This window comes from Streptomyces chlorus (assembly GCF_042655885.1).
Taxonomy (GTDB): Bacteria; Actinomycetota; Actinomycetes; order Streptomycetales; family Streptomycetaceae; genus Streptomyces; species Streptomyces chlorus.
Genome location: NZ_JBHSOA010000073.1, coordinates 1 through 19,684, shown reverse-complemented (window position 1 = coordinate 19,684; position 19,684 = coordinate 1). Strand labels below are relative to the sequence as shown.

Below are 19,684 nucleotides of genomic sequence, written 5' to 3'. Positions count from 1 at the left end.
CCAGCCCTACCTCACCGCCATCGCCGAAGAGATCAACAACCAGCCCCGCCGCTGCCTCGGCTATCTCACCCCACAGGAAGCCTTCCAGCGAGCCCTGACCGAAGGTGTTGCTTCAACGAATTGACACCGCCCTCCTCTTCCAGCCCCAAGCGGCAAACGGACATCAGCTCACGTACCGCACTCTCACCTCATCGGGTACGGGATCCGTTTTTCTAACGTTGCACAGAGTCTTCAGCTGTGGACCCGACTCATGGCAGTCTGAGCCGAGAACCTCTGGCGGACAACGCTGTCAGGCACGGTCCGTCAGACGCTCGGGCAGCCCCCCACTCGTTCTCGCAGAAGGAGTACCCGCATGGCACTCGATCGTCGGCGGCTTCTTCACAGCGGCGCTGCGGCCCTGGGTGCGGTAGCCCTGAGCGGTGCGGTGCCGCCCGGCGCGGCCCCACGCGTGAGTGCACCGGGCAGCCCTCCGGGCGAGGCGCCCGCAGCCGGCGAGCGGTCGCTCGCGTCTCCGTTGTATCCGGCGGTGGGTCCCGGAACAGCCTTCCTGGACCACCGGTCACTGCTGGGAGACCTGCCGGAGGCCGAGTGGTACGAGGCGAACATTCCCTTCGTCGACCTGCCCGACGCCACGATCCGGGACACCTACTACTACCGGTGGCGCGTGATCAAGCATGCTCTGAAATACACGGGGCCCCAGGAAGGGTGGATCCTCTCGGAGTTTCTGGGGCCGGTCGGCTACTCCGCGCCGCATGGCGGGATCAATGCCGCCGCCGCTCACCACATCCGCGAGGCGCGCTGGCTGCGCGACCATCGCTACCTCGACGACCACATCGGCTACTGGCTGCGCGGCAGCGGCGCAGGACCCAAACCGGCCACGGACTTCCTCAACAAGAACACCACCGACTGGGCACACCAGTACTCCTTCTGGATCGCGGATGCCGTCGTGGCCCGGGCGTCGACCGACGGCAGATGGGAGCATGCCCTGGGTCTGCTCGACGAGCTGGAGCGTCAGTGGGGGCGATGGGCTCCGCAGTTCGACGACGAAGTCGGCCTCTACTGGCAGACACCGGTGTGGGACGCGATGGAGTACACCGCGAGCTCCTACCAGAGCGACGACCCCTACCACGGTGGTGAGGGGTTCCGCCCCACTCTCAACGCCTACCAGTACGGCGACGCCAAGGCGATCGCCGCGCTCCTGCGGCGCCGCGGCCACAGCGGCGACGAGGCGAAGGCCGACCGCTACGACGAGCGTGCCCGTGCTCTGCAGATGCATCAGGAGCGCCGGCTGTGGGACGAGGAAGACCAGTTCTACAAGCACGTCATGCGTGACAGGAATCCCGAGCGGCGCAGGATCGCCGACCGCGAGCAGATCGGCTTCCTGCCGTGGTACTTCCACATGGCGCCGGCGGACAACGCGGCGGCATGGGCCCAACTGCGCGATCCCGAGGGGTTTGCCGCGCCTTTCGGTCCCACCACGGTCGAGCGGCGCAGCCCGTGGTTCATGCATCAGGCACTCGAAGGCTGCTGTCGCTGGAACGGTCCGAGTTGGCCGTTCGCCACCAGCCAGACGCTCACCGCCCTGGCCAACCTCCTCATCGACTACCCCGCCCAGTCCCACGTCGACCGCACCGACTACTACGCCGTGCTCCGCGCCTACGCCCTGACCCACCGCAAGGACGGCAAGCCGTATGTCGCCGAGGCGCACCACCCCGACGAGGACCGCTGGATCTACGACGGCCGCGGGCACAGTGAGGACTACAACCACTCCACCTTCAACGACCTGGTCCTGTCCGGGCTGCTCGGGATCCGTCCCCAGCCCGATGCCACCGTTGCCCTCGCGCCACTGGTACCGCGCGAATGGGATCACTTCGCCGTGGAGAACCTCCCCTACCACGGACACAACCTCAGCGTGCTCTTCGACCGCGGCGGCCGGCACTACGGACACGGAGCCGGCCTGAGCGTCTGGCTGAACGGCCGGCGAATACACCGGCAGGCCGACCTGAAGCCGGTGACGCTCACCATCGGCGAGACCGGGCAGCACACCCTGCCCCACGAGGTCGACGACCTGGCGAACGTCGATCAGAAGGGCTATCCCCTCGCGCGTGCCTCGTACACGTTCCATCTCGACAGCCCGGCCAAGGCCATCGACGGACAGGACCTCCACCTCGACACACCGTCATCGCGGTGGACCAACTACGGCAGCCCCCACGCCGGCGACTGGCTCGCCGTGGACTTCGGCGTCCCCACCCCCGTAACAGACCTGCGGATCTCCTTCTACGACGACGGCGGCGGGGTCCGCACCCCCGACTCCTACGAACTCCACTACCTCGGCCAGGACGGCAGCTGGCATCCCCTGCCCGGCCAACACCGCACCCCGCGAACCCCCCGACCAGGAACCCTCAACCGGATCCTCCTGGAGAGGGCCGTCACCACCACCGCCCTCAGACTCACCGCCCTACGCACCTCGGGCGGCGCCGTGGGAGTTGCCGCCTGGCAGTCATGGCGCACAGAAGACCCCCGGCTCGCCCTCACCATCGAGACACCACCGAACGGCCTCGTCCCCGTGGAGCCGGGCAGGACCGTAAAGGTCGCCACCACCATCACAGCAACCACCAGCACAGTCGTCAGCCCACACCTACTCGTACCCGACCACTGGAAAGCCCTCCCCCAACACACGATCCACCCCACCACCCTCAAGGCGGGAAAGACGCTGCACACACGCTGGCTGGTGACGGCTCCCACCGACCTGCCCCACCACCTGCCGCAGCCCCTACGCCTGCTGGTCCGGTCCCGGGGCAAGAAGGCGGAGCAATTCGTCACCAGCATCGTCGCCCGAGCACAAGCCGACTGACGCAACCACCACAGCACTGTCGCCGTACGGCGCGGCCGACGCCCGCTGGATGAAGGTGACGTCCTTGAGGTCCCCGGGGCCGCTGACCGCGAGGTCGACCGAACCGACGAGGATCTCGCCGTTGGCGGGCGCCGTGACGACGGCCCGGTCGGCGTGGAAGGTCCGCTTGGTCTCGGACGACACGTTCCCTGCCCGGTCGGTGGCGGTGACAGTGAGCCGTCGGTCTGGTTCGCGGAGTGGTGGCGACGCCAGGTCACCGGATCCGTCTCGTCGACGGCCGCGAGCCGCACGCCGTGGTTGCCCACCTTGCGCGTCCCGAGCCCGCCTGGTGTGGTGCACCGTGGGGCTCGCGGCGCGGCTGGGCCGAACGGTGTCGAGGCTTCGGCCGATACGCAACCTTTTTGAACTTATTGCCCCGGAGCGCCATCCAAGTCCCGCCCTGAGACGTATCCCATGTGGAGCAAGTTTCAGGAGGAACGCAATGGCTATCTTCAGCAATCTGATGCCTGCGCATCGCCGGGACCGCAACAACGACACGTCGCGCCGCGATGACTTCTCGGGGCGCGACCACGAGCGCGACCACGGCCGCGACCACGGCCGCGACCACGGCGACCGCCACGGCGACCGCCACGGGAACGGCTACGGCCGCTAGCGACCACACCACGGAGGCCGAGCGGACCGGAGACCGAAAGTCCTGGTCCGCTCCGTCCGTCCTTCCACGAGGAACGCATGCCATGGTGCATGTCCTGCGGCGTCTGCTGTCGGTGGGTGAGGCTTCCGATGTGGTGGCGGCCGCGCCCCCGGTGTCTCCGCGCGAGGTGTTCCGGCGGTTCTGGCCCTATACCCGCGGCGGTCGGCGCTGGTTCGCTCCCATCGTCCTCTTCAGCCTGATCGGCCCCGCCCTCGACGCCACGGAGATCTGGCTCTTCAAGATCGTGGTGGACGATGTGCTCGTTCCCCGCGACGTCGGACCGCTCCTGTGGATCGCACCGACCTATCTGGGGCTCATCATGGGCTCCGGCATTCTGGGGTTCGCCGACGACGTGACGTCCACGTGGGTCAGCGAAAGCTTCCTGCTGACGCTTCGCTCCGATGTGTTCCGGCACGTCCAGGGCCTGTCGCTCGGATTCTTCGAACGCCGGCGGCTCGGGGACGTGTTGTCGCGTGTGACGGGCGATGTCGACGCGGTCGAGACGTTCCTGCTCTCGGGGGTGGCGGACGCCCTCTACTACGTGATCCGCCTGGGTGTCTTCCTCGGTCTGCTGTTCTATCTGCAGTGGGATCTGACCCTCCTCGCCCTCGTCATCGTGCCGCTGTTCTGGGGCGCCGCCCGGCACTTCTCGCGGCTGATCAAGGAGGCGTCCCGGGAGCGCAGGCGCCGCAGCGGTTCGATCAGCGCGATCGCCGAGGAGTCGCTGGGCAACGTCGCCCTGGTGCAGGCGTACAACCGGCAGAGGTGGGAAGAGCGCCGGTTCGAGCGTGAGAACGTCGGCAGGTTCCGGGCCACGATGGCCTCGACGCGGATCCGCGCCGTCTACGGATCCATCGTCGAGGTCATCGAGGTGTCCGGCGTCCTCGCGGTCATGAGCCTGGGCACCTGGAAGCTGGCCCAGGGACAGCTCACGCTGGGCGGACTGCTGGTCTTCCTGGCGCTGATCGGCAACCTCTACAGTCCGGTCCACGGTCTGTCCCGCCTTGGCACCACCTTCTACGCGGCGTCCGCCTCGGCCGAACGGATCATCGAGTTGCTGGACCAGCGGCCGCAGGTCGTCGAGGCCGCCGGCGCCCGCCGGATCGGCCGTGCGCGGGGTGACGTGGAGTTCGACGGCGTCTCCTTCCGCTATCCCGGTACGCCGTCCTGGGCACTGTCGGACGTGTCGTTCCACGTGGCAGCCGGAGAGACGTTGGCGCTGGTCGGGGCCAGCGGGGCCGGCAAGTCGACGGTCGCGAAGCTGCAACTGCGCTTCTATGACCCCGACCGGGGCGCGGTCCGCCTCGACGGGACGGATCTGCGGGACCTGCGCCTGTCCGACCTGCGGGAGAGCGTCGCGGTGGTCCTGCAGGAGACGCTCGTCTTCCACGGCACCGTGCGGGACAACATCGCCTACGGCCGGCCGGAGGCAACGGAGGCGGACATCGTCGCGGCGGCGCGCGCCGCGGACGCGCATGAGTTCATCGAGCTGCTTCCGGAGGGTTACGACACGATGGTCGGCCAGCGCGGCCGGACGCTCTCCGGCGGGCAGCGCCAGCGCCTGGCGATCGCCCGCGCGATGGTCAGGGACGCGCCCGTGCTCCTCCTCGACGAACCGACCACCGGCCTCGATGTGCGGTCCGGCCGGCGGATCATGGACCCGCTGCGCCGGCTCATGGCCGGGCGGGCGACCGTCGTCATCTCCCACAACCTGCTGACCGTCCGAGACGCCACGCGCATCGTGGTTCTCGACCAGGGCAGGGTTGTCGAGTGCGGCGCCCACGACGACCTGCTCAAGCGCGGCGGGACGTACGCCCGGCTGCACCGGCTGAACGCCCTGGCCGGTGCCGCCCCAGCCGGGTCCTCGGCCCCCGGGACGGTGCTGCCGTGAGTGTCCCGGCGGTGCGGGCCGCCCCGCCCCTGGCACCCGGCACGAGACCGGTCCCGGGCTACGAGGTCCTGGCGCATCTGGCGCGCACCGGCTGGCTCGACGTCTACGACGTCTGGAGCGAGGAACGGGACTGCCGCTGTGTGATCAAGGCCGTGCGCCCCGACCGCCGGGACCAGGAGCAGCTGCGCGACCAGCTGCTGCGTGAGGGGCGGTGGCTGGGGGCCTTCACCCATCCGCACCTGGTCCGCGCGTACGAGACGTTCGAGTCGCCGGTGCTGCTCGTCGTGCTGGAGACGCTGACCGGCGAAACGCTGTCCCACCTCGTCCACCGGTTGCGGCGCCGGCCGTCCGCCGCCGACGTGGCGCTTCTCGGGGTGCAGCTGTGTTCCGCGATCCACTACCTCCACGGTCAGGGTCTGCTGCACCTGGACCTCAAGCCGTCGAACGTGGTGGTGGACTGCGGTCACGCGAAGGTGCTGGACCTGAGCATCGCGCGGCCGCCCGGGCCCGCGCCCGCGGGGGTGGGCACGTTCTGCTACCTCGCTCCCGAGCAGGCTCGCGGCGGGCCGCTGTCGGCAGCCGCGGACGTGTGGGGCATCGGCATCACGTTGTACGAGGTCGCCGCTGGGGATGTGCCGTTCGGCCGCGGGGATTCCCACGAGGTTTCTCCCCGTGGGGAGAAAGGAGACGAGCCCTGCGACGGCAGCGTCACGGGCGGCCGGGACGACTGGTATCCGCAGCTGGAAGGGACCGCCCCGCCGATCGGCTCGCGGCGGCGTCTGCCCGGGGGGCTCGCGGCGGCCATCGACGGCTGCCTTCAGACCGATCCGTCGTCCCGGCCCTCGGTCGCCGAGCTGGCCGCCGCACTCGACGCGACGCCGCCCGGCCCGGGGCGCCGCACGGCCCGCCCCTGAGGCCGTGGCGGGGCGCCGATTTCACGCGCTTCGGCCGGTCTCGAAGTGGCCGGTGGCGAGGACGGTGCCGTCGGAGGTGGTCAGGCGGGCGCCGGAGAGCGCCGCGGGGTCGACCGGGGCCATCGCGCCCCAGTCACCACGTCCGTTGCTCAGGATGAAGGTGCCCACGCGGATCGTGGTGCCGTCCGTGCGCTCCAGGAGGCAGACGACCTTGCCGCTGTACGGAGTGCCGACGGCGGCAAGGTCGACGGTCATATAGATCCAACCCGGTTTCCCCGGGTCTCCGGGGTGGGCGTAGACGTCGCCGGCCGACGGCCCGAGGCCCGAGGCCGAGGTCAGCTTTCCCTCCATCAAAGGCGTCTGGGTCTCCACGGCAGGGGAACTCGAGGCCGTGACACTCTCGATGGCGGTGCCGACCGCCCAGCCGGTGAACCCGAACGCGAGTGCGAACGCGGCCGCGGCGGATGCGACCCGCAGCCGGACACGGCGTGCGCGACTGCGGACCGCCTTGTGCGCGAGGTCGGACGCCCGCGTGTGGGGGTCCCCCTCGTGCGCCGTCACGTCCTGCAGTCTGCGCGCCACCCGGGTCTCGAACCCGAGCGGCGGCTCGCTGCCCGGCACCAGCCCGATCAGTCCGTCGCCCACCAGGGTCATGTGCTCGATGTACTCCCGACAGGCCGCGCACCGGTCCAGATGCGCGACCGCCACCGCCCGCTCACGGCCGGGCAGCACGCCCAGGGCCATCTCGGCGCCGATCTCCCGCAGCTTCTCGCAGGTCACGTCACTGACCATGGTCCCCTCGATTCCGAGAGGCGAGTGTGTTCCGCAGCTTGCCCATCGCTGTCCTGATCCGCGTCTTTGCGGTGCCCAGCGGGATCTTCTCCCAGTCGGCGATCTGCTGGGCCGTCATTCCGTAGATGCCCGCCATCACCAGGGCACGACCCTGCTCCCGCGGCAGCTGTGCCACGGCGGCCCGCAGCTGGGACGAGGCCTCGTCGGCCAGCGCCCACTGCTCGGGGGTCTCGGTCACGACATCGAGGAGCGCGTCGAGGTCCTCGGGTGCCACCGGCTCCGTCCGCCGCGCACGGACGGCGTCGATGGCGAGATTGTGCGCGATGGTCGTCAGCCAGGTCGTCACCGACCCGCGGCGCGAGTCGTAGATCTGCGCATGACGCCACGCACGCTCGAACGTCTGCTGGGCGATGTCCTCGGCAAGCTGCGGATCTCCGGTGACGGCGATGGCGACACCGAAGACCGCGCGCTGGAACCTCCGTACGAAGGTGACCGCGAGCTCCGGATCACCGGTGGCCAGCCCGGACAGCAGAGCCTCGTCCGGGAGACGGCCAACGGGGAACCGGAAGCTCGGCACACTTATATATACGGTCCGCCCCCGCCAAGGGATTGCGCGGCCGCTGCGGAAGATCACATTCCCATTCTGCGCCGGTTTCCCCGGCTGCACGAACTGCTCGCAGCGCGGTCGGGGACCGTTCTGCGCCGGCCGCAGCAAGTGATCCGCCAAGGCCCGACCCCCGGTCGGATCCCTGTCCGAAGAACGCGAGGCCCCTCACACGCCGCTGCCAAGGAGTTCGCGGCCGCCCGTGACGACTTTCTCCCGGTACCAGAACTCCTTCCAGGGGGACGGTGAGCAGGACCGAGGGGCGGTGCCGAGGGGTGGCGGCGCCTCAGCAGGGCAGGGTCGCCGGTCCCGGGACGTACTCCGGGTCGACCTGGGCGGCCAGGTCCTCGCCGGTGCGGGCGTCGGCCCAGGAGCGGGCGTTGCGGAGGTGGAACTCCACGGCGTGGCGGTGGAGGCGGTCCCAGTCGCGGGGGTGGGTGTCGACGGCCTCGCGCATGACGGTCAGGGCGTGGCGGTTGTGGGGTTCCAGCGCGCCCAGGGGGTCCGAGGCGTTCGGGGAGCCGGAGGCGGCCGGCGTGCCAGGGGTGTCCGGGGTGGCCGGGCCGGCGGGCGGGGTCCGCCCCTGTTCCGCCGCCCGTACCCAGTCCGAGTGCACGAGGTGGGTCAGGAGGTCGTCGCCCACCTGTTCCTTGAGGAAGAGGAGGTCCTCCTCGCAGGTGACCTTGTTGCCGACGACCGCGACGCGGATGCCGAACTCGCGGGCGTGGTCGCGGTACTGACGGTAGACGGAGACGCCCTTGCGGGTGGGTTCGGCGACCAGGAAGGTGAGGTCGAAGCGGGTGAAGAGGCCGGAGGCGAAGGCGTCGGCGCCGGCGGTCATGTCGACCACCACGTATTCGCCGGGGCCGTCGATCAGGTGGCCCAGATACAGCTCCACCGCGCCCAGCTTGGAGTGGTAGCAGGCCACGCCCAGGTCGCTGTCGTCGAACTGGCCCGTGGCCATCAGCAGGACGCCGCCGGCCCGGGAGACGTGCCGGGCGTGCAGTTCGTCGTCGCCGAGCAGGCTCAGGAGGCGGGAGCCGCGGCCGGGCGGGGTCGTCTTGATCATCGACTCGGTGGAGGTGATGCGGGGGTTGGTGCCGCGCAGGTACGCCTTGATGTCTTGCAGGCGCGGGCCCAGGGGAGGGGGCGTCACCGGGGTGTTCCCGGCGGGGGCGAGCGCCTCGGCCAGGTGCTGGTTGATGTCACCGTCGATGGCGAGCACAGGGGCGCCGGCGGCGGCCAGGTGACGGGAGAAGAGGGCCGACAGCGTCGTCTTGCCACTGCCGCCCTTGCCGACGAACGCGATCCTCATCAGCACCCCACCCTTTTGAAAACGAATGTCATGTCGCTAGGTTCTAGGGGGGTGGTCGCGGCGGTGTCAAATTCTTCGCCGCGTGTCGCGCCCGACCTTCGTGCCTTTCACCCGGACGAACGACCCTGGAGGCTTGGACTCCTGACGGAACGAGGCCCGGGCGGCTGGTGGTGGAAGAGTTCGACAGGCGCGATGGCCGGCCGACGCCGGCAGATGGGGGCGCAGGTCAGGGTAAGGAAGGCTTCGTGGATGTCGTCGCGGGTCTCCCGGCGGATCCGCAGCCGGTGGAATCAGTTCAGATGGGTGAACGCCCTTTCCGTGCATCATCGTTGGGTGCCAAACCTGAGCCGCGCTCGGTGCCGCGGCGGGCGATCGGCGGCTTCACGCCGAGATCCTGGCCCGGTCAGCGGTTTGGCTCCAGCATTCCTGGACGGTGGCTCGCTCACCTCGTCGGACTCGACTGAGTGTCAAGCGGGGACCAGGGTGTGCGCGCGGTAGGAGGGCAGGGTCTGCCGGGTTCACCCGTCGCGGGGAGGTCCTCACGAGGCGTGGACAGCGTGGGGTGCATATCGAACGCTGTCCACGTGCGCAGAGTGAAGGAGCGTACGTAGGCGAGCTACCAGATGCCGCATCCTTTGAGGCGACTCGTCATCAGACACTTTTCCGTCAAGGTTGTGAGAGCAGTTGGTGGGCGCTGTCTGATGGGCCGTTGGGCAGGTTCGAAGGTGTGGGAGGGACTCTGCTCCCTCCCGCGCTGATGAACGGAGGGAACAGTGTGACGCAGGGACGCTTCGCTGACGGCGAAAAAGCCCATAGAAATCTGCGATGGAAAACTATTGCCATGATACCGTGCGTCCTTTTCTTGATTTACCTTATTATGACTCAAGGGGTCAACGAAGCGTGGATCAGTCTTTTCATTTTTGCCGCACTCTGGGCTCTCATGGCTTGGTGTTTTAAAGATGTGGGAAGTGACGGTCCACCCCCTCAGATCTAATACTTCCGTGGAGTGTCGGTCTTGAGTTGGCGGTTGTCGTTGCCCGGGTATGGAGGCGATAGTTGTAAACGAAGTCGGCGGGGTGGCGGCTGCGAAGAAACAGGCCGCTCCTTCGTTGATTCGGCGCTACGGCCCGGCGGGCCCTGCCGCGCAAAACACCGATCGAAGCTGTTCCACAGCTGTTCCGCTTCGCTGGTACCCGCCTCGGCCCGACCGGCCTGTACAAGGTGGGGCACCGCTACCGAACCCGGAGCGGTTCAGGGGGAGTCTTGGCGGCAGGAGCGGTCACGGCGCAGGTGCTTGGCGATATCAGTCTCACAACCGGTAGAGCAGGTGGCATTGGTGGGGCGTCCTGCATATCCTGGGAAGGATGCCAGAAATGAAGATCGTCAGTTATGGGCTGCTTGCGGTATCGCTGATCGCATTGGTTGGCGCCAGTGGCATGATGATCACCAGTGGCACAGGATCGGCGCGTAGTCGATCCGCACGGAAAGTTTTGATCATCATCGCGGCTTTCGCTGCGCTCGGCATTGCAGGAGTACTTCTGGCGTAGTGGGAATTTCGCAACAGGATGGGTGTCGCAGTACGCCCTCTGCGGCACGCATCCGCACGCCCCTTGGGGGAGCTGCTCCGGACTGGCTCCCCGCCCCGCGGGCCGGTTGCCGTCCTGAGCAGCCTGCGGTCCGGACTGCCTCACCGGCGCCACCCGCACCACCAGCCTGCTGCTCAACGCCGCCGCCGGCCCCTTCAAGGACCCGAAGCTGCGCGCCGTCGACCGCGAGGCCGTCAACACCGGCACGCTCGCCGAAGACGTGTACGAGGGGTAAGCCGACCCCGGAGCCGGCGTCTACGGCCCCGCCGTGACCTGGGCCGACGGCAAGCGCGTCGAGCCCACCGGACGGGCCGGGGCGGCCGGTGGAGGCAAGGGCGCCGCCCCGATCACCCTCGCCACCTACGACAACCGGCCCGAATTCTCCGAAGTCGCCCAGGTGCTGAAGCAGCAGCTGGAGAAGGCCGGGTTCGAGGTCGAGCTGGAGGTACGGGAGTACTCGCAGCTCGAGGCCGACGCGCTGGACGGCGAGTTCGACGCCTTCGTCCTCGCCCGCAACGCGATGCTCGACACCGGTGACCCCGTCGCCGTGCTCGCCGCCGACTACACCTGCGACGGCGCGAACAACATCGCCCAGCTCTGCGACAAGGACGTCGACCGGGCCGTCGCCGCGGCCGAGCGGACCGCCGACCCCGACAAGCGGCAGGACGCCGCCATGAAGGCCGAGGCCGCCGTCGGCTGGACCGCGCTCGCCGCACACACCTCCGCCCTGCTGCGCCAGGAACGCGCCACCCAGAACCTCGCCGCCACCAGGAGCCTGGGCGCCGGCCACTGGCACCTGCTGCGCCGCTCCATGCTGCCCGCCGTACTGCCGCCCGTCACCCGCCACGCCCTGCTGCGGCTGCCGGGCATCGCCCTCGCCCTCGCCTCCCTCGGCTTCCTCGGGCTCGGCGCGCAGCCGCCGTCCCCGGAATGGGGCCTGTGCTCCTCGCCGAGAACCAGCCCTACGCCGAACGCGCACCCTGGGCCGTCCTCACCCCGGCCGCCGCCCTCGCCCTGCTCGGCGCCCTCTCGGTGACGGCAGCGGGCGGACTGCGGCGGGGGCGGCCGCCACGACGCGGCCCGCAGGGTGGCCGGAAGCGGCCGGGCCGGCGCCGGTGACCGGATTCGTCGTCCTGCTCACCTTCGGCCAGATGCTGGTCGCGCCCGTGGCCCGGGCCTGGGTCCCCGACTTCGCCGAGGACGGCCGGCTCGGCCTCTACACCGGGGCGCTGTCCTCCGTCTCCGGCCTCATCGTGCTGCTCGGCAGCTCCGCGACCGGAATCCTGCTGGACGCGGGGCTTCCCCTCGCGGTGCCCTGGCTGGTCCTGACCGGCGTCACCGCGGCGGCGGTGGGGCTGCTGCCCCGGCGCACGTGACCTGCGTACGGCCCTCTCGAGGTCGGCGCGTTGGCTGGAGACGTTGGGGTGCTGGGGTGCTGGGGTGCTGGGGTGCTGGGGTGCTGGGGTCGCCGGGGTCGGTTCGGTCATCGTTCCGTCCCTCGTTCGTCGTTCATCAGGCCTGGTCGGTGGGGGCGGGGGCGTGTTCACGCCTCGTGTGGTTGACGATGCTCGCCGGGCCCCGACGTAAGTACACGACCGGCACGTCTGCCACGCCCTCGGACACGGCGCGCTCACCGAGTGGCCGTGGCCGTGTCCGTGTCCGTGTCCGTATCCGTGCAGCAACTGGGCGGCAGCAACTGTGCGACCGGGGAACCGTATTCGACCGCCGGCGGCGCTGCCTCCGCCACCTTGTCGGTGCCGGGGCAGAGAAGGACCCGGCACCGACCTTCTTGGCGCAGCCGCAGCAGCAGGTTCCCGTCGGGGTAGGTGGTTGAGGGGGCGTGACATGCCGGCGGGAGCGTGGTGCTTCCCGTATATGGGGGCCCGCCGACGTCAGCCTGTGCCGGGTGGGTCATGCGATCGGGTGATGCATGGGGGAGGAGGCACTGGCAGTGGCTGTGGGCCGTTTGATCCAGCGACGGGGAATTCTCATTCATCCCCTTTCGTCCCCACTACGGACCACGGGAGTACACATGGGTCTCTGCTTTCACCGCAACCCCGACGGCACGACCACCGGGCGCAACGACGCCAGTGAGGTTTTCTCAACGAAATGATCTCGTGAGGTGACTCGGCCCAGGAGATCCCGCGAGCCGCGATGAGTCCTGCGGCGTCCGGCGGTCGTACTGTCGAACCCGTTACCGAGGAGGACTTCTGATGCGCAGCGTGACCTATTCGATGAACGTCTCACTTGACGGCTACATCGTCGGGCCGGACGGCGGTTTCGACTGGACGGGGCCCGACGAGGGTGTCTTTCGCTTCTGGATCGACGAGATCCGGGAGGTCGGCGTCCACCTGTTGGGACGACGGCTGTACGAGACGATGCTGTACTGGGAGACCGCCGACCAGGATCCCTCGCTCGACGACTCCATGCTCGAGTGGGCCGCGCTCTGGAAGCCGCTGCCCACGGTGGTGTTCTCCACCACGCTGTCGGCGGTGCAGGGCCATGCCCGCCTGGCCTCCGGCGGCCCTGGCGGAGGAGATCGAGCGGTTGCGAGCCGAGCCGGGGGAGGGCGACATCGCGATCGGCGGCGCGACCCTCGCCGCCGAGGCGGCCGCGTCGGGTCTGATCGACGAGTACCGGGCCATGGTCTACCCGGTGTTGGTCGGCGGTGGCGTTCCGTTCTTTCCCCAGCTCGAGCGCCGGGTGGGTCTCGAACTCGTCGAGACCCGCACCTTCGGCTCGAGAGTCGTCCACCTCCGCTACCGCGTGGCGCGTTAGCCGGCTCGTCCGCCGAGCCCTGGGAGGAACGGGCCGGTCGGTGACGTCTTCTCAGTGAAGATCACTTCCAGTGTCTGTCGAGGACGAGGGCGGCGCGGGTGATGTCGCCGATTCGGCTTGGGCTGAGGGTGACATGTTGCAGGGCGTGCCGGCGTTGTTCGAGTTCGGCGGCGGTGCGTTCGCCCAGGGCGCGGACGTTTCTGATCAGGGCGTTCGTTGCGCGGGTGTCGGCGTGCAGGGCCTGCTCGGACTGGCCCTTGGGACGGCGGACGGGGACCCGGATACCGATGCCCGCCCGATATGGCCCTTGTCCACCCAAGTCGGCATTCCCTCGGCGGCTGCCTTGTACAGCGCGGGGAGCGCGTGGCGGCGGGCGGCGGTGATATCGGGGGTGGAACCGGGCTCGACGTCGGAGACCCGCAACGGGGTGCCGTCCGGGGCTGCCGGGAACTGCACGGTGCCGCCGAACGCCTTGTGCTTCTTGCCGAACCGCAGGTCGTTGCCGTTCTCACGGACGCCGGTGAGACGGTCCGACTGCTCGACGCGACCGGTATCGAGCAGGGGGAATCCCGGTGAGCGGGAGGCGGCTGACCCGCTGCGGTCAGGGAGTCAGCCCACCCGCTGCGAGCCGGTCGCTCACGTCGCCGGCCAGCCCCTTGCCGAGGCTGTCCGCCCTGCTGAGGAGAGTCTCGAAGTCCCTGAGGCGACGGAAGGTTTCCGCGTAGGCCGCCTGTTCCTCCAAAGGGAGCTGGAGCACTTGGAGGCGTCGGACATCGACCCGGGACGAGCTGGAGGCGTGTGTGCCCGCCTGGCGGCCGTTGGCGGGGGCGCGCAGACAGCCGGCGAGGAAGTGCGCGTCCATCTTCTCGGGGGCCACCCGCAGGGCGTAGAGCTGGGGACCCAGTGCCATCGTCGGTCCTTGGTGGACCCAAGCCCGGAAGGCGCGGACCACCCCGGCGACCACCACGTCTCCCTCTTCGGCGACGGTGTGGGCCGTGCGCGAGGGGATCAGACCGCCAGGGGTGCCGTCCATCAGCAGGTCGGAGATGGTGAGGAGCGGTACTTCGGTGTCTTCGGAGGAAGATCCGCTCTCCGGTGGCTGCTGCCCGGCGCGCAGCGTCAGTGCGCCGGCCTTCACCAGCTCCCCGACCGTGGCCGTGGTCTGCGGTGTCGCCGTCTCGAAACCGAGTTCGGACAACTGCTGCACATGAGCGGTCAGCCCGGTGAGCAGGGAGCCCAGCTCTTTCCATGAGGCGGCGAGTTCCGTGCCGGTGGGTTCGCTGTGGGATGCCGTGTACCGCCCCGGGGTGACGTCGACCTCGTCGTCGAGGAGGTCGAGCAGGGGTACGCGTACCGCGCTCTCCGGCGGATCGACCTCGGGGTGGTCGAGGTCGGCCAGCGCGGAGAGGACGAAGGAGGTGAGAGCATCCCAGTCGGGTCCCGGCTCGCGCGCGCCGGGTCTTGCGAAGCCGGTGGCGTCCACGAGCAACGCGTCCTGGGCGGGAGCGACGGCCGACGGACTGTCAGGGACAGCCCTGAGTATCCACAACTGCAGTGAGACGCTGTGTGGTTGAGCGCTGCCGGGCGGCAGGGCCACCACTGCCCTGAGGGCTCCGGTGCGCAGCAGTGAGCCGCGGATACGGCGGCCCGCCTTGCGTGAGGCGACGGCGGGTGGCAGGAGGACGACGGCCGATCCGCCGGGCTTGAGGTGGGACAGCAGGTGCTGCACCCAGGCCAGTTCCGGCTCGGTGCGAGGCGGCAGGCCGTGCGCCCAGCGCTGGTCGGTGGCGAGTTCCTCGTATCCCCAGTCCCGTTCGTTGAACGGTGGGTTGCACAGGGCGATGTCGGCTCGGGTGCCCGCGAAGGGGTCTTCGCGCAGCGCGTCGGCCGTGACGATCTCCGTACGAATGTCCCGCCCCTCAGTGGCGAACCCGAGACGGGCGGTGGCCAGCGCGGCGAGGGCCGGGTCCCGCTCGCAGCCCAGCACGGTCAGCCGCGAGCCGTCGTACTCCTGCGCTGCGGCAGCCGCCAGGTGTCCGGTGCCGCAGGCGGGATCGAGGGCGGTCAACCCTTCCTCCGATGCGCCGATGCGCGCGGCGAGCGCGATCCTGGTCATCAGGGTGGCGAGTGGCGAGGGTGTGGTGCTGAGCTGGCGGACATGTGTCTCGAGCCAGCGCTGCAACAGGAATTCGAAGGTCTCACGCGGCCCTTCGGTGCGGCCCAGGGCCGCCGCCTCGCCGACCAACTGCCTTACTTCGGCGGAAAGATCGGGAGAGGTGGTACGTGTGCGGGGCGAGCGCATCCGGCGGGCCGCCTCGGCGATCGCCAGGCCGGACTCGTCCCGGCTGCCGAGTGCTTCGAAGCGGGGCCACAGCAACTCGCGACCGCCGATGTCCTTGAGCTTGCCGTTCTCCCGCAGCCAGCGCTCGACTTCCGCGAGTGAGAACTGCGGACTGACGTCGGTGCCGCCGATGCGGGAGGGGAACGAGTCATGGCGGCGCCGCCAGTTGCTCACCGCGGCGCGGCCGACACCGGCGATCCGGGCGATCTCGGCCAGGCTGACGGGTACGGAACTGGAGGTACTCATCGAAGGTCTCCGAGGTGCTTGGCCTGCTGGGCTGGTCGGCATCCCAGCGCCGGGTGAAACGAAGGGTACTACCCTCATTGACTTTGTTCACAGCGTAAGGGCTCTGATCTAAGGTGTGGGAAATGTGGAGGGCAGAGGAAATGCAGGAATTTACGCCGGGACTGGTGCTACGTGATCGCTATCGGTTGAAGTCGGTCCTCGGCAGGGGTGCGATGGGGCAGGTCCGGGAGGCCTGCGACGTGTACCTGGAGCGGCCGGTCGCGGTGAAGACCGTTGCGGCAGACCTGCCGGCCGTGCCGTGAAGCCGCGAGGCGGCCCTCGCCCTCTTCGAACGGGAGGCGCGGGCCGCGGCGCGCCTCGACCACGGCAACATCGCCTGCGCCTCGCCCGAACTGCTCTCCGGCCAGGACCCGTTGGAAGGCCTCAGCGATCTCTACGCGCTGGGCCGCCTGCTGCACTGCACCACATGCTCACCGGTCAGGCCCCCTTCGCCACCGACCAGCCGGCGCTCCTCGCCTCCCGGCATCTCAGTGCGCCGCCGCCCCTCGTCGCGGACTCGGGCGTCGACGTCCCGCACGACCTCCAGGACCTGCTGTCGGCACTGCTGGCCAAGCGCCCGGAGGGCCGGCCGGCCTCCGCCGCCGAGGTCTACGTGGCCCTCGCCCCGCACCTGCCGGCTCCCGAGCCGGGGCCGGCCACCCGCCGGGGCCTGCCGGAGGACCCGCGCCGCCCCTTCCTCGTCCCGCAAGGGAGATCCGCGAGCGGATGACGTACGCTCGCCGCACGGGCGAGCCCTTCGCCAGGGCACTCGTACGCCACGACCTGCCATGACAGAGAACGCGGAACTGACACGGTTCGTGACGCCCCCCCGGTCCTCGTCGACGCCGACGGAAGCCGGCCGGCGGTGGAGACCGCGCTCGGCACGCGCCCGCCCGCACTGGATCAGGATCGCGTTCCCGCCGGAGGACGGTGCGGCGGCCCGGCGCCACGTCTTCGCCGCCGTCCGGAGGATGCGGTGCGAAGTGACCCGGATCAGTGCATCCGACGGTGTGCCGCTACCGGCCTGGGACACGGTCGCCGAGGAGGACGCGTAGGCGCCGGCGACGACATGCCCTGAAGGCGTGGCTCAGGCGGAACAGTCGGCCTGCGAAGTGGCCGTGCCCCAGCGGATCACCAGGCCGATCTTCGCCACCGCGTAACGGGTGTACGGCCAGCCTTCGCCCATGCTCTGCCGCTGGTTCACGAGGGCCCGGCACGCCTCACCCGCGGCCATGTCCGCCCACGTCTCGACCTGGCTCTGATTCCACATCAGGTACTCCGACCAGACGTACATGGCCGAATTCGCGGGGTCGAAGCCGACCTTGATCTCCTCGTTGCCGAGCACCTGGTCGGTGCCGAGCGTCGAGCGCATCGCGTTGCTCTGCTCGATGATCCGCCGGGCGGCGCGGTCCGCGACCCGAATCTCGTCGCCGTCGGTACTGGGGACCATCGCCTCTCCGAACCCGTACTGGTCCGGCTCCCAGTCCTGTCCGGCGCTGTCCTCGGCGTCCTCGGCGTCCTCGTCGTCCCCGATGGCCGACCGGCACTGTTCGTCGTCGACGAAGTTCTCCTGCCAGGTCACCTGCGGGTCCTGGACCTCCTCCTCCTTCACCATGACGTACGAGTGGTACGGCAGAGCCGGGTGAAGACGGAGGACGACGTCCCGCAGCGTCATGCACATCGACCTCGCGACCTCGGTCTCCGCGTACGCCATCCCCTGCTCGTCGGCGGCCAGCCGGTACGAGAAGTAGACCTCCCGGCGCGACTCGTGGAACCTCACGGCTCCCGGAGTCATCTCGATCGGGCTCAGGTCCCAGGCGGTGACACCCTGGTCGTGCAGGACCGCGCGCGCCACGTCGTGCTCGCCCTGGCCCTGCGCCGGGCGCGCCTGTCGCCAACTCTCCGCGCTCGCGGAGTCGTCGGCCGCGGCCTGTTGTTCCTTCTTCGTCGTGCTGTCGTCCGCGGTTCTCGCGGACGGCTGCCCGGATCCGGCCGAGGCGACGGGGGAGACCGAGGCCGCGGAGGGCGATGCGCGATTTCCGTTGCCGGTGTTGCCGGGCATGAGAGCCGCCGCTCCTCCGGCCATGCCGCCGACGACGGCCGCCACGAGGGCCACGACGCCCACCAGTTGCTTCTTCGAACGGTTTCGGGACGAGGGAAGCTGCCACGCCGGGTCGTCCCCGGCCGGCACGTCCCAGACGGCTGTCACCATGTCCACCGCCGTCGCCGGCACCACGTCGGCCCTCACCACCTGGGTGACCTGGGAGGCCAGCAGTTCCGTGCACGCCCGGGCGGCCTCGACGGCCGACGGGCGGTCGCCCGGCTCCTTGGAGAGTGCCTTCTCCACGACTTGGCGCAGCGGCGCGGGCACGCCGTCCAGGTCCGGTTCCCCGGACAGCACGCGGAACGCGACCACATCGGGTGCACCGGTACCGAAGGGCAGCCTTCCGGTGGCCGCGTAGGCCAGGAGCGCTCCCCAGGCGAACATGTCACCCTCGGGGCCGGTGGCCCCCGTGCGGTACTGCTCGGGGCTGATCCAGCCGGGGGTGCCGGTCATGACGCCGGTGCGCGTCACGCTGGTGCCGTCGGCGGCGTGCGCGATCCCGAAGTCCAGCACGCGGGGGCCACCCGGCGTGAGAATGACGTTCTGCGGTTTCACGTCACGGTGCACCACCCCCGCGGCGTGGACGGCCTCCAACGCCTGCGCGGTGGCGGACGCGAGCGCGTACAGGCTCCCTCCGCTCAGCGGACCGTGGGCGAGCAGGTGCTGGTGCAGCGTGGGGCCGGGAACGTAGGCGGTGGCCAGCCACGGGGTGTCCGCGTTCGTGTCGGCGGTGAGCAGCGGGACCAGATACGGGCCGATGACGCGGGAGGAGAGCTCCACCTCACGCTTGAAACGGGCCCGGAACTCCGGGTCCTGGGCCTGCTCGGGATGAATCACCTTCACCGCGACGCGCGTTCCGTCGGGGGCGACGCTGGCATGGACGGTCCCCATGCCCCCCGCACCGAGACGGCCGACGATCCGGTAGTGGCCTATGCGGGAGGGGTCGCCGGGACGAGCCGGCTGGACTCTTCCGCCGGAGCCGTTTTCGCTCACAGATTGTTCCTTCATGTGGTTCTGAGATGGTGTGTCACCGTCGTCGCCGACGCGTCTTCAGCGGTCGGCGTAGTGCTTCGCGAGCTGCTTGATCTCTTCGACCCACAGCTCCATGTTGTCACCCGGCCGCTCGTACGGTGCGCGCCGGGCCAGCTTGAAGAAACCGCCGGACGGTCGGCCGCTCTCCCGTAGGACCACGAGCGCGGAGAGCAGCGGCAGCGATCCGTCCGGGCTCTCGCGGACGGAGGCGTCCTCGAGGAGATAGGGCATGGGCCCTTCATGGGCGGGGACTTGAGGGCCGCGGCCGGCCAGCTCGGTGCTGAGCTCGCCGTACGACAGCGGTGCCGCACCCCCGCGTGCCCGGTCCCGCAGGATGTCGATCACGGCGTCCAGCGCCTGCTCGTACTCCGGCGTGTTCTTCTTCATCGCCCTCTCCCCGCCCCGGTCGCTCGATCCTGAGCCGGCTCAGAGCCTAGTGTCCTGCGCCAGAAATCATGAGCCTATGTTTGTCACTGGTTTTCGGTGGCTGGCGGAGT

15 protein-coding genes and 3 pseudogenes are annotated in these 19,684 nt (G+C 69.7%); 11 read left to right on the top strand and 7 right to left on the bottom strand.

What is annotated here, in order from left to right; all coding sequences use genetic code 11:
* The first annotated feature begins 352 nt into the window (after positions 1–352).
* The 4 genes from ACFPZI_RS28980 (at position 353) to ACFPZI_RS28965 (ending at position 6,350) form a co-directional block, all read left to right on the top strand.
* On the top strand, positions 353–2,854 hold the full coding sequence (locus ACFPZI_RS28980; protein ID WP_381369054.1) for an MGH1-like glycoside hydrolase domain-containing protein: 2,502 nt from the start codon (positions 353–355) through the stop codon (positions 2,852–2,854).
* A gap of 481 nt (positions 2,855–3,335) precedes the next feature.
* Positions 3,336–3,506, top strand: coding sequence for a hypothetical protein (locus ACFPZI_RS28975; protein WP_381369051.1), 171 nt, complete (start codon positions 3,336–3,338; stop codon positions 3,504–3,506).
* Between the two features lie 82 nt (positions 3,507–3,588).
* The gene (locus tag ACFPZI_RS28970) at positions 3,589–5,436 is read left to right on the top strand and encodes an ABC transporter ATP-binding protein (protein ID WP_381369048.1); all 1,848 of its coding nucleotides are present in this window, start codon (positions 3,589–3,591) and stop codon (positions 5,434–5,436) included.
* Positions 5,433–6,350 carry a serine/threonine-protein kinase gene (locus tag ACFPZI_RS28965; protein ID WP_381369045.1) on the top strand — a complete coding sequence of 306 codons (918 nt, stop codon included), beginning with the start codon at positions 5,433–5,435 and terminating at the stop codon, positions 6,348–6,350. The genes ACFPZI_RS28970 and ACFPZI_RS28965 overlap by 4 nt, the downstream gene beginning before the upstream one ends.
* A 21-nt stretch (positions 6,351–6,371) precedes the next feature.
* Here ACFPZI_RS28965 and ACFPZI_RS28960 read toward each other — a convergent pair whose 3' ends face one another.
* The 3 genes from ACFPZI_RS28960 to ACFPZI_RS28950 all read right to left on the bottom strand — a co-directional run bounded on the left by ACFPZI_RS28960 (position 6,372) and on the right by ACFPZI_RS28950 (position 9,061).
* Positions 6,372–7,130 carry a hypothetical protein gene (locus tag ACFPZI_RS28960; RefSeq protein WP_381369043.1) on the bottom strand — a complete coding sequence of 253 codons (759 nt, stop codon included), beginning with the start codon at positions 7,128–7,130 and terminating at the stop codon, positions 6,372–6,374.
* 1 nt (position 7,131) lies between these two features.
* Positions 7,132–7,719 carry an RNA polymerase sigma factor gene (locus ACFPZI_RS28955; RefSeq protein ID WP_381369041.1) on the bottom strand — a complete coding sequence of 196 codons (588 nt, stop codon included), beginning with the start codon at positions 7,717–7,719 and terminating at the stop codon, positions 7,132–7,134.
* Between the two features lie 313 nt (positions 7,720–8,032).
* Positions 8,033–9,061: an ATP-binding protein gene (locus ACFPZI_RS28950; protein WP_381369038.1), complete on the bottom strand. Its 1,029-nt coding sequence runs from the start codon at positions 9,059–9,061 to the stop codon at positions 8,033–8,035.
* A 1,373-nt stretch (positions 9,062–10,434) separates the two neighbouring features.
* Here ACFPZI_RS28950 and ACFPZI_RS28945 point away from each other — a divergent pair.
* The 4 genes and pseudogenes from ACFPZI_RS28945 to ACFPZI_RS28930 all read left to right on the top strand — a co-directional run bounded on the left by ACFPZI_RS28945 (position 10,435) and on the right by ACFPZI_RS28930 (position 13,425).
* Entirely contained in the window at positions 10,435–10,608 is a 174-nt protein-coding gene (locus tag ACFPZI_RS28945) for a hypothetical protein (RefSeq protein ID WP_381369036.1), read from the top strand.
* 151 nt (positions 10,609–10,759) lie between these two features.
* Positions 10,760–11,766: pseudogene (locus ACFPZI_RS28940) on the top strand (ABC transporter substrate-binding protein); the annotation flags it as partial.
* Positions 11,667–12,023, top strand: a pseudogene (locus ACFPZI_RS28935) (MFS transporter); the annotation flags it as partial. The pseudogenes ACFPZI_RS28940 and ACFPZI_RS28935, both read left to right, overlap by 100 nt.
* 837 nt (positions 12,024–12,860) lie before the next feature.
* Positions 12,861–13,425: pseudogene (locus ACFPZI_RS28930) on the top strand (dihydrofolate reductase family protein).
* 61 nt (positions 13,426–13,486) lie between these two features.
* Here ACFPZI_RS28930 and ACFPZI_RS28925 read toward each other — a convergent pair.
* On the bottom strand, positions 13,487–13,744 hold the full coding sequence (locus ACFPZI_RS28925; protein ID WP_381369034.1) for a hypothetical protein: 258 nt from the start codon (positions 13,742–13,744) through the stop codon (positions 13,487–13,489).
* 282 nt (positions 13,745–14,026) lie between these two features.
* Positions 14,027–16,012 carry an N-6 DNA methylase gene (locus ACFPZI_RS28920; protein WP_381369031.1) on the bottom strand — a complete coding sequence of 662 codons (1,986 nt, stop codon included), beginning with the start codon at positions 16,010–16,012 and terminating at the stop codon, positions 14,027–14,029.
* 122 nt (positions 16,013–16,134) lie between these two features.
* Between ACFPZI_RS28920 and ACFPZI_RS28915 the strand changes: the two genes are divergently transcribed.
* From ACFPZI_RS28915 to ACFPZI_RS28905, 3 genes are all read left to right on the top strand, one after another.
* On the top strand, positions 16,135–16,314 hold the full coding sequence (locus ACFPZI_RS28915; protein WP_381369028.1) for a hypothetical protein: 180 nt from the start codon (positions 16,135–16,137) through the stop codon (positions 16,312–16,314).
* A gap of 164 nt (positions 16,315–16,478) precedes the next feature.
* Positions 16,479–16,781, top strand: coding sequence for a protein kinase family protein (locus tag ACFPZI_RS28910; protein ID WP_381369026.1), 303 nt, complete (start codon positions 16,479–16,481; stop codon positions 16,779–16,781).
* 58 nt (positions 16,782–16,839) lie between these two features.
* Positions 16,840–17,106 (top strand): hypothetical protein, encoded by a 267-nt coding sequence (locus tag ACFPZI_RS28905; protein WP_381369023.1) that lies wholly within the window; start codon positions 16,840–16,842, stop codon positions 17,104–17,106.
* Positions 17,107–17,138: 32 nt separating this feature from the next.
* Here the strand turns inward: ACFPZI_RS28905 and ACFPZI_RS28900 are convergent, their stop codons facing one another.
* Together ACFPZI_RS28900 and ACFPZI_RS28895 are read right to left on the bottom strand one after the other, a co-directional pair.
* The gene (locus ACFPZI_RS28900) at positions 17,139–19,148 is read right to left on the bottom strand and encodes a serine/threonine-protein kinase (protein WP_381369020.1); all 2,010 of its coding nucleotides are present in this window, start codon (positions 19,146–19,148) and stop codon (positions 17,139–17,141) included.
* A gap of 57 nt (positions 19,149–19,205) precedes the next feature.
* Positions 19,206–19,574, bottom strand: a complete 369-nt coding sequence (locus ACFPZI_RS28895) for a hypothetical protein (RefSeq protein ID WP_381369017.1) — start codon at positions 19,572–19,574, stop codon at positions 19,206–19,208.
* Between the last annotated feature and the right edge of the window lie 110 nt (positions 19,575–19,684).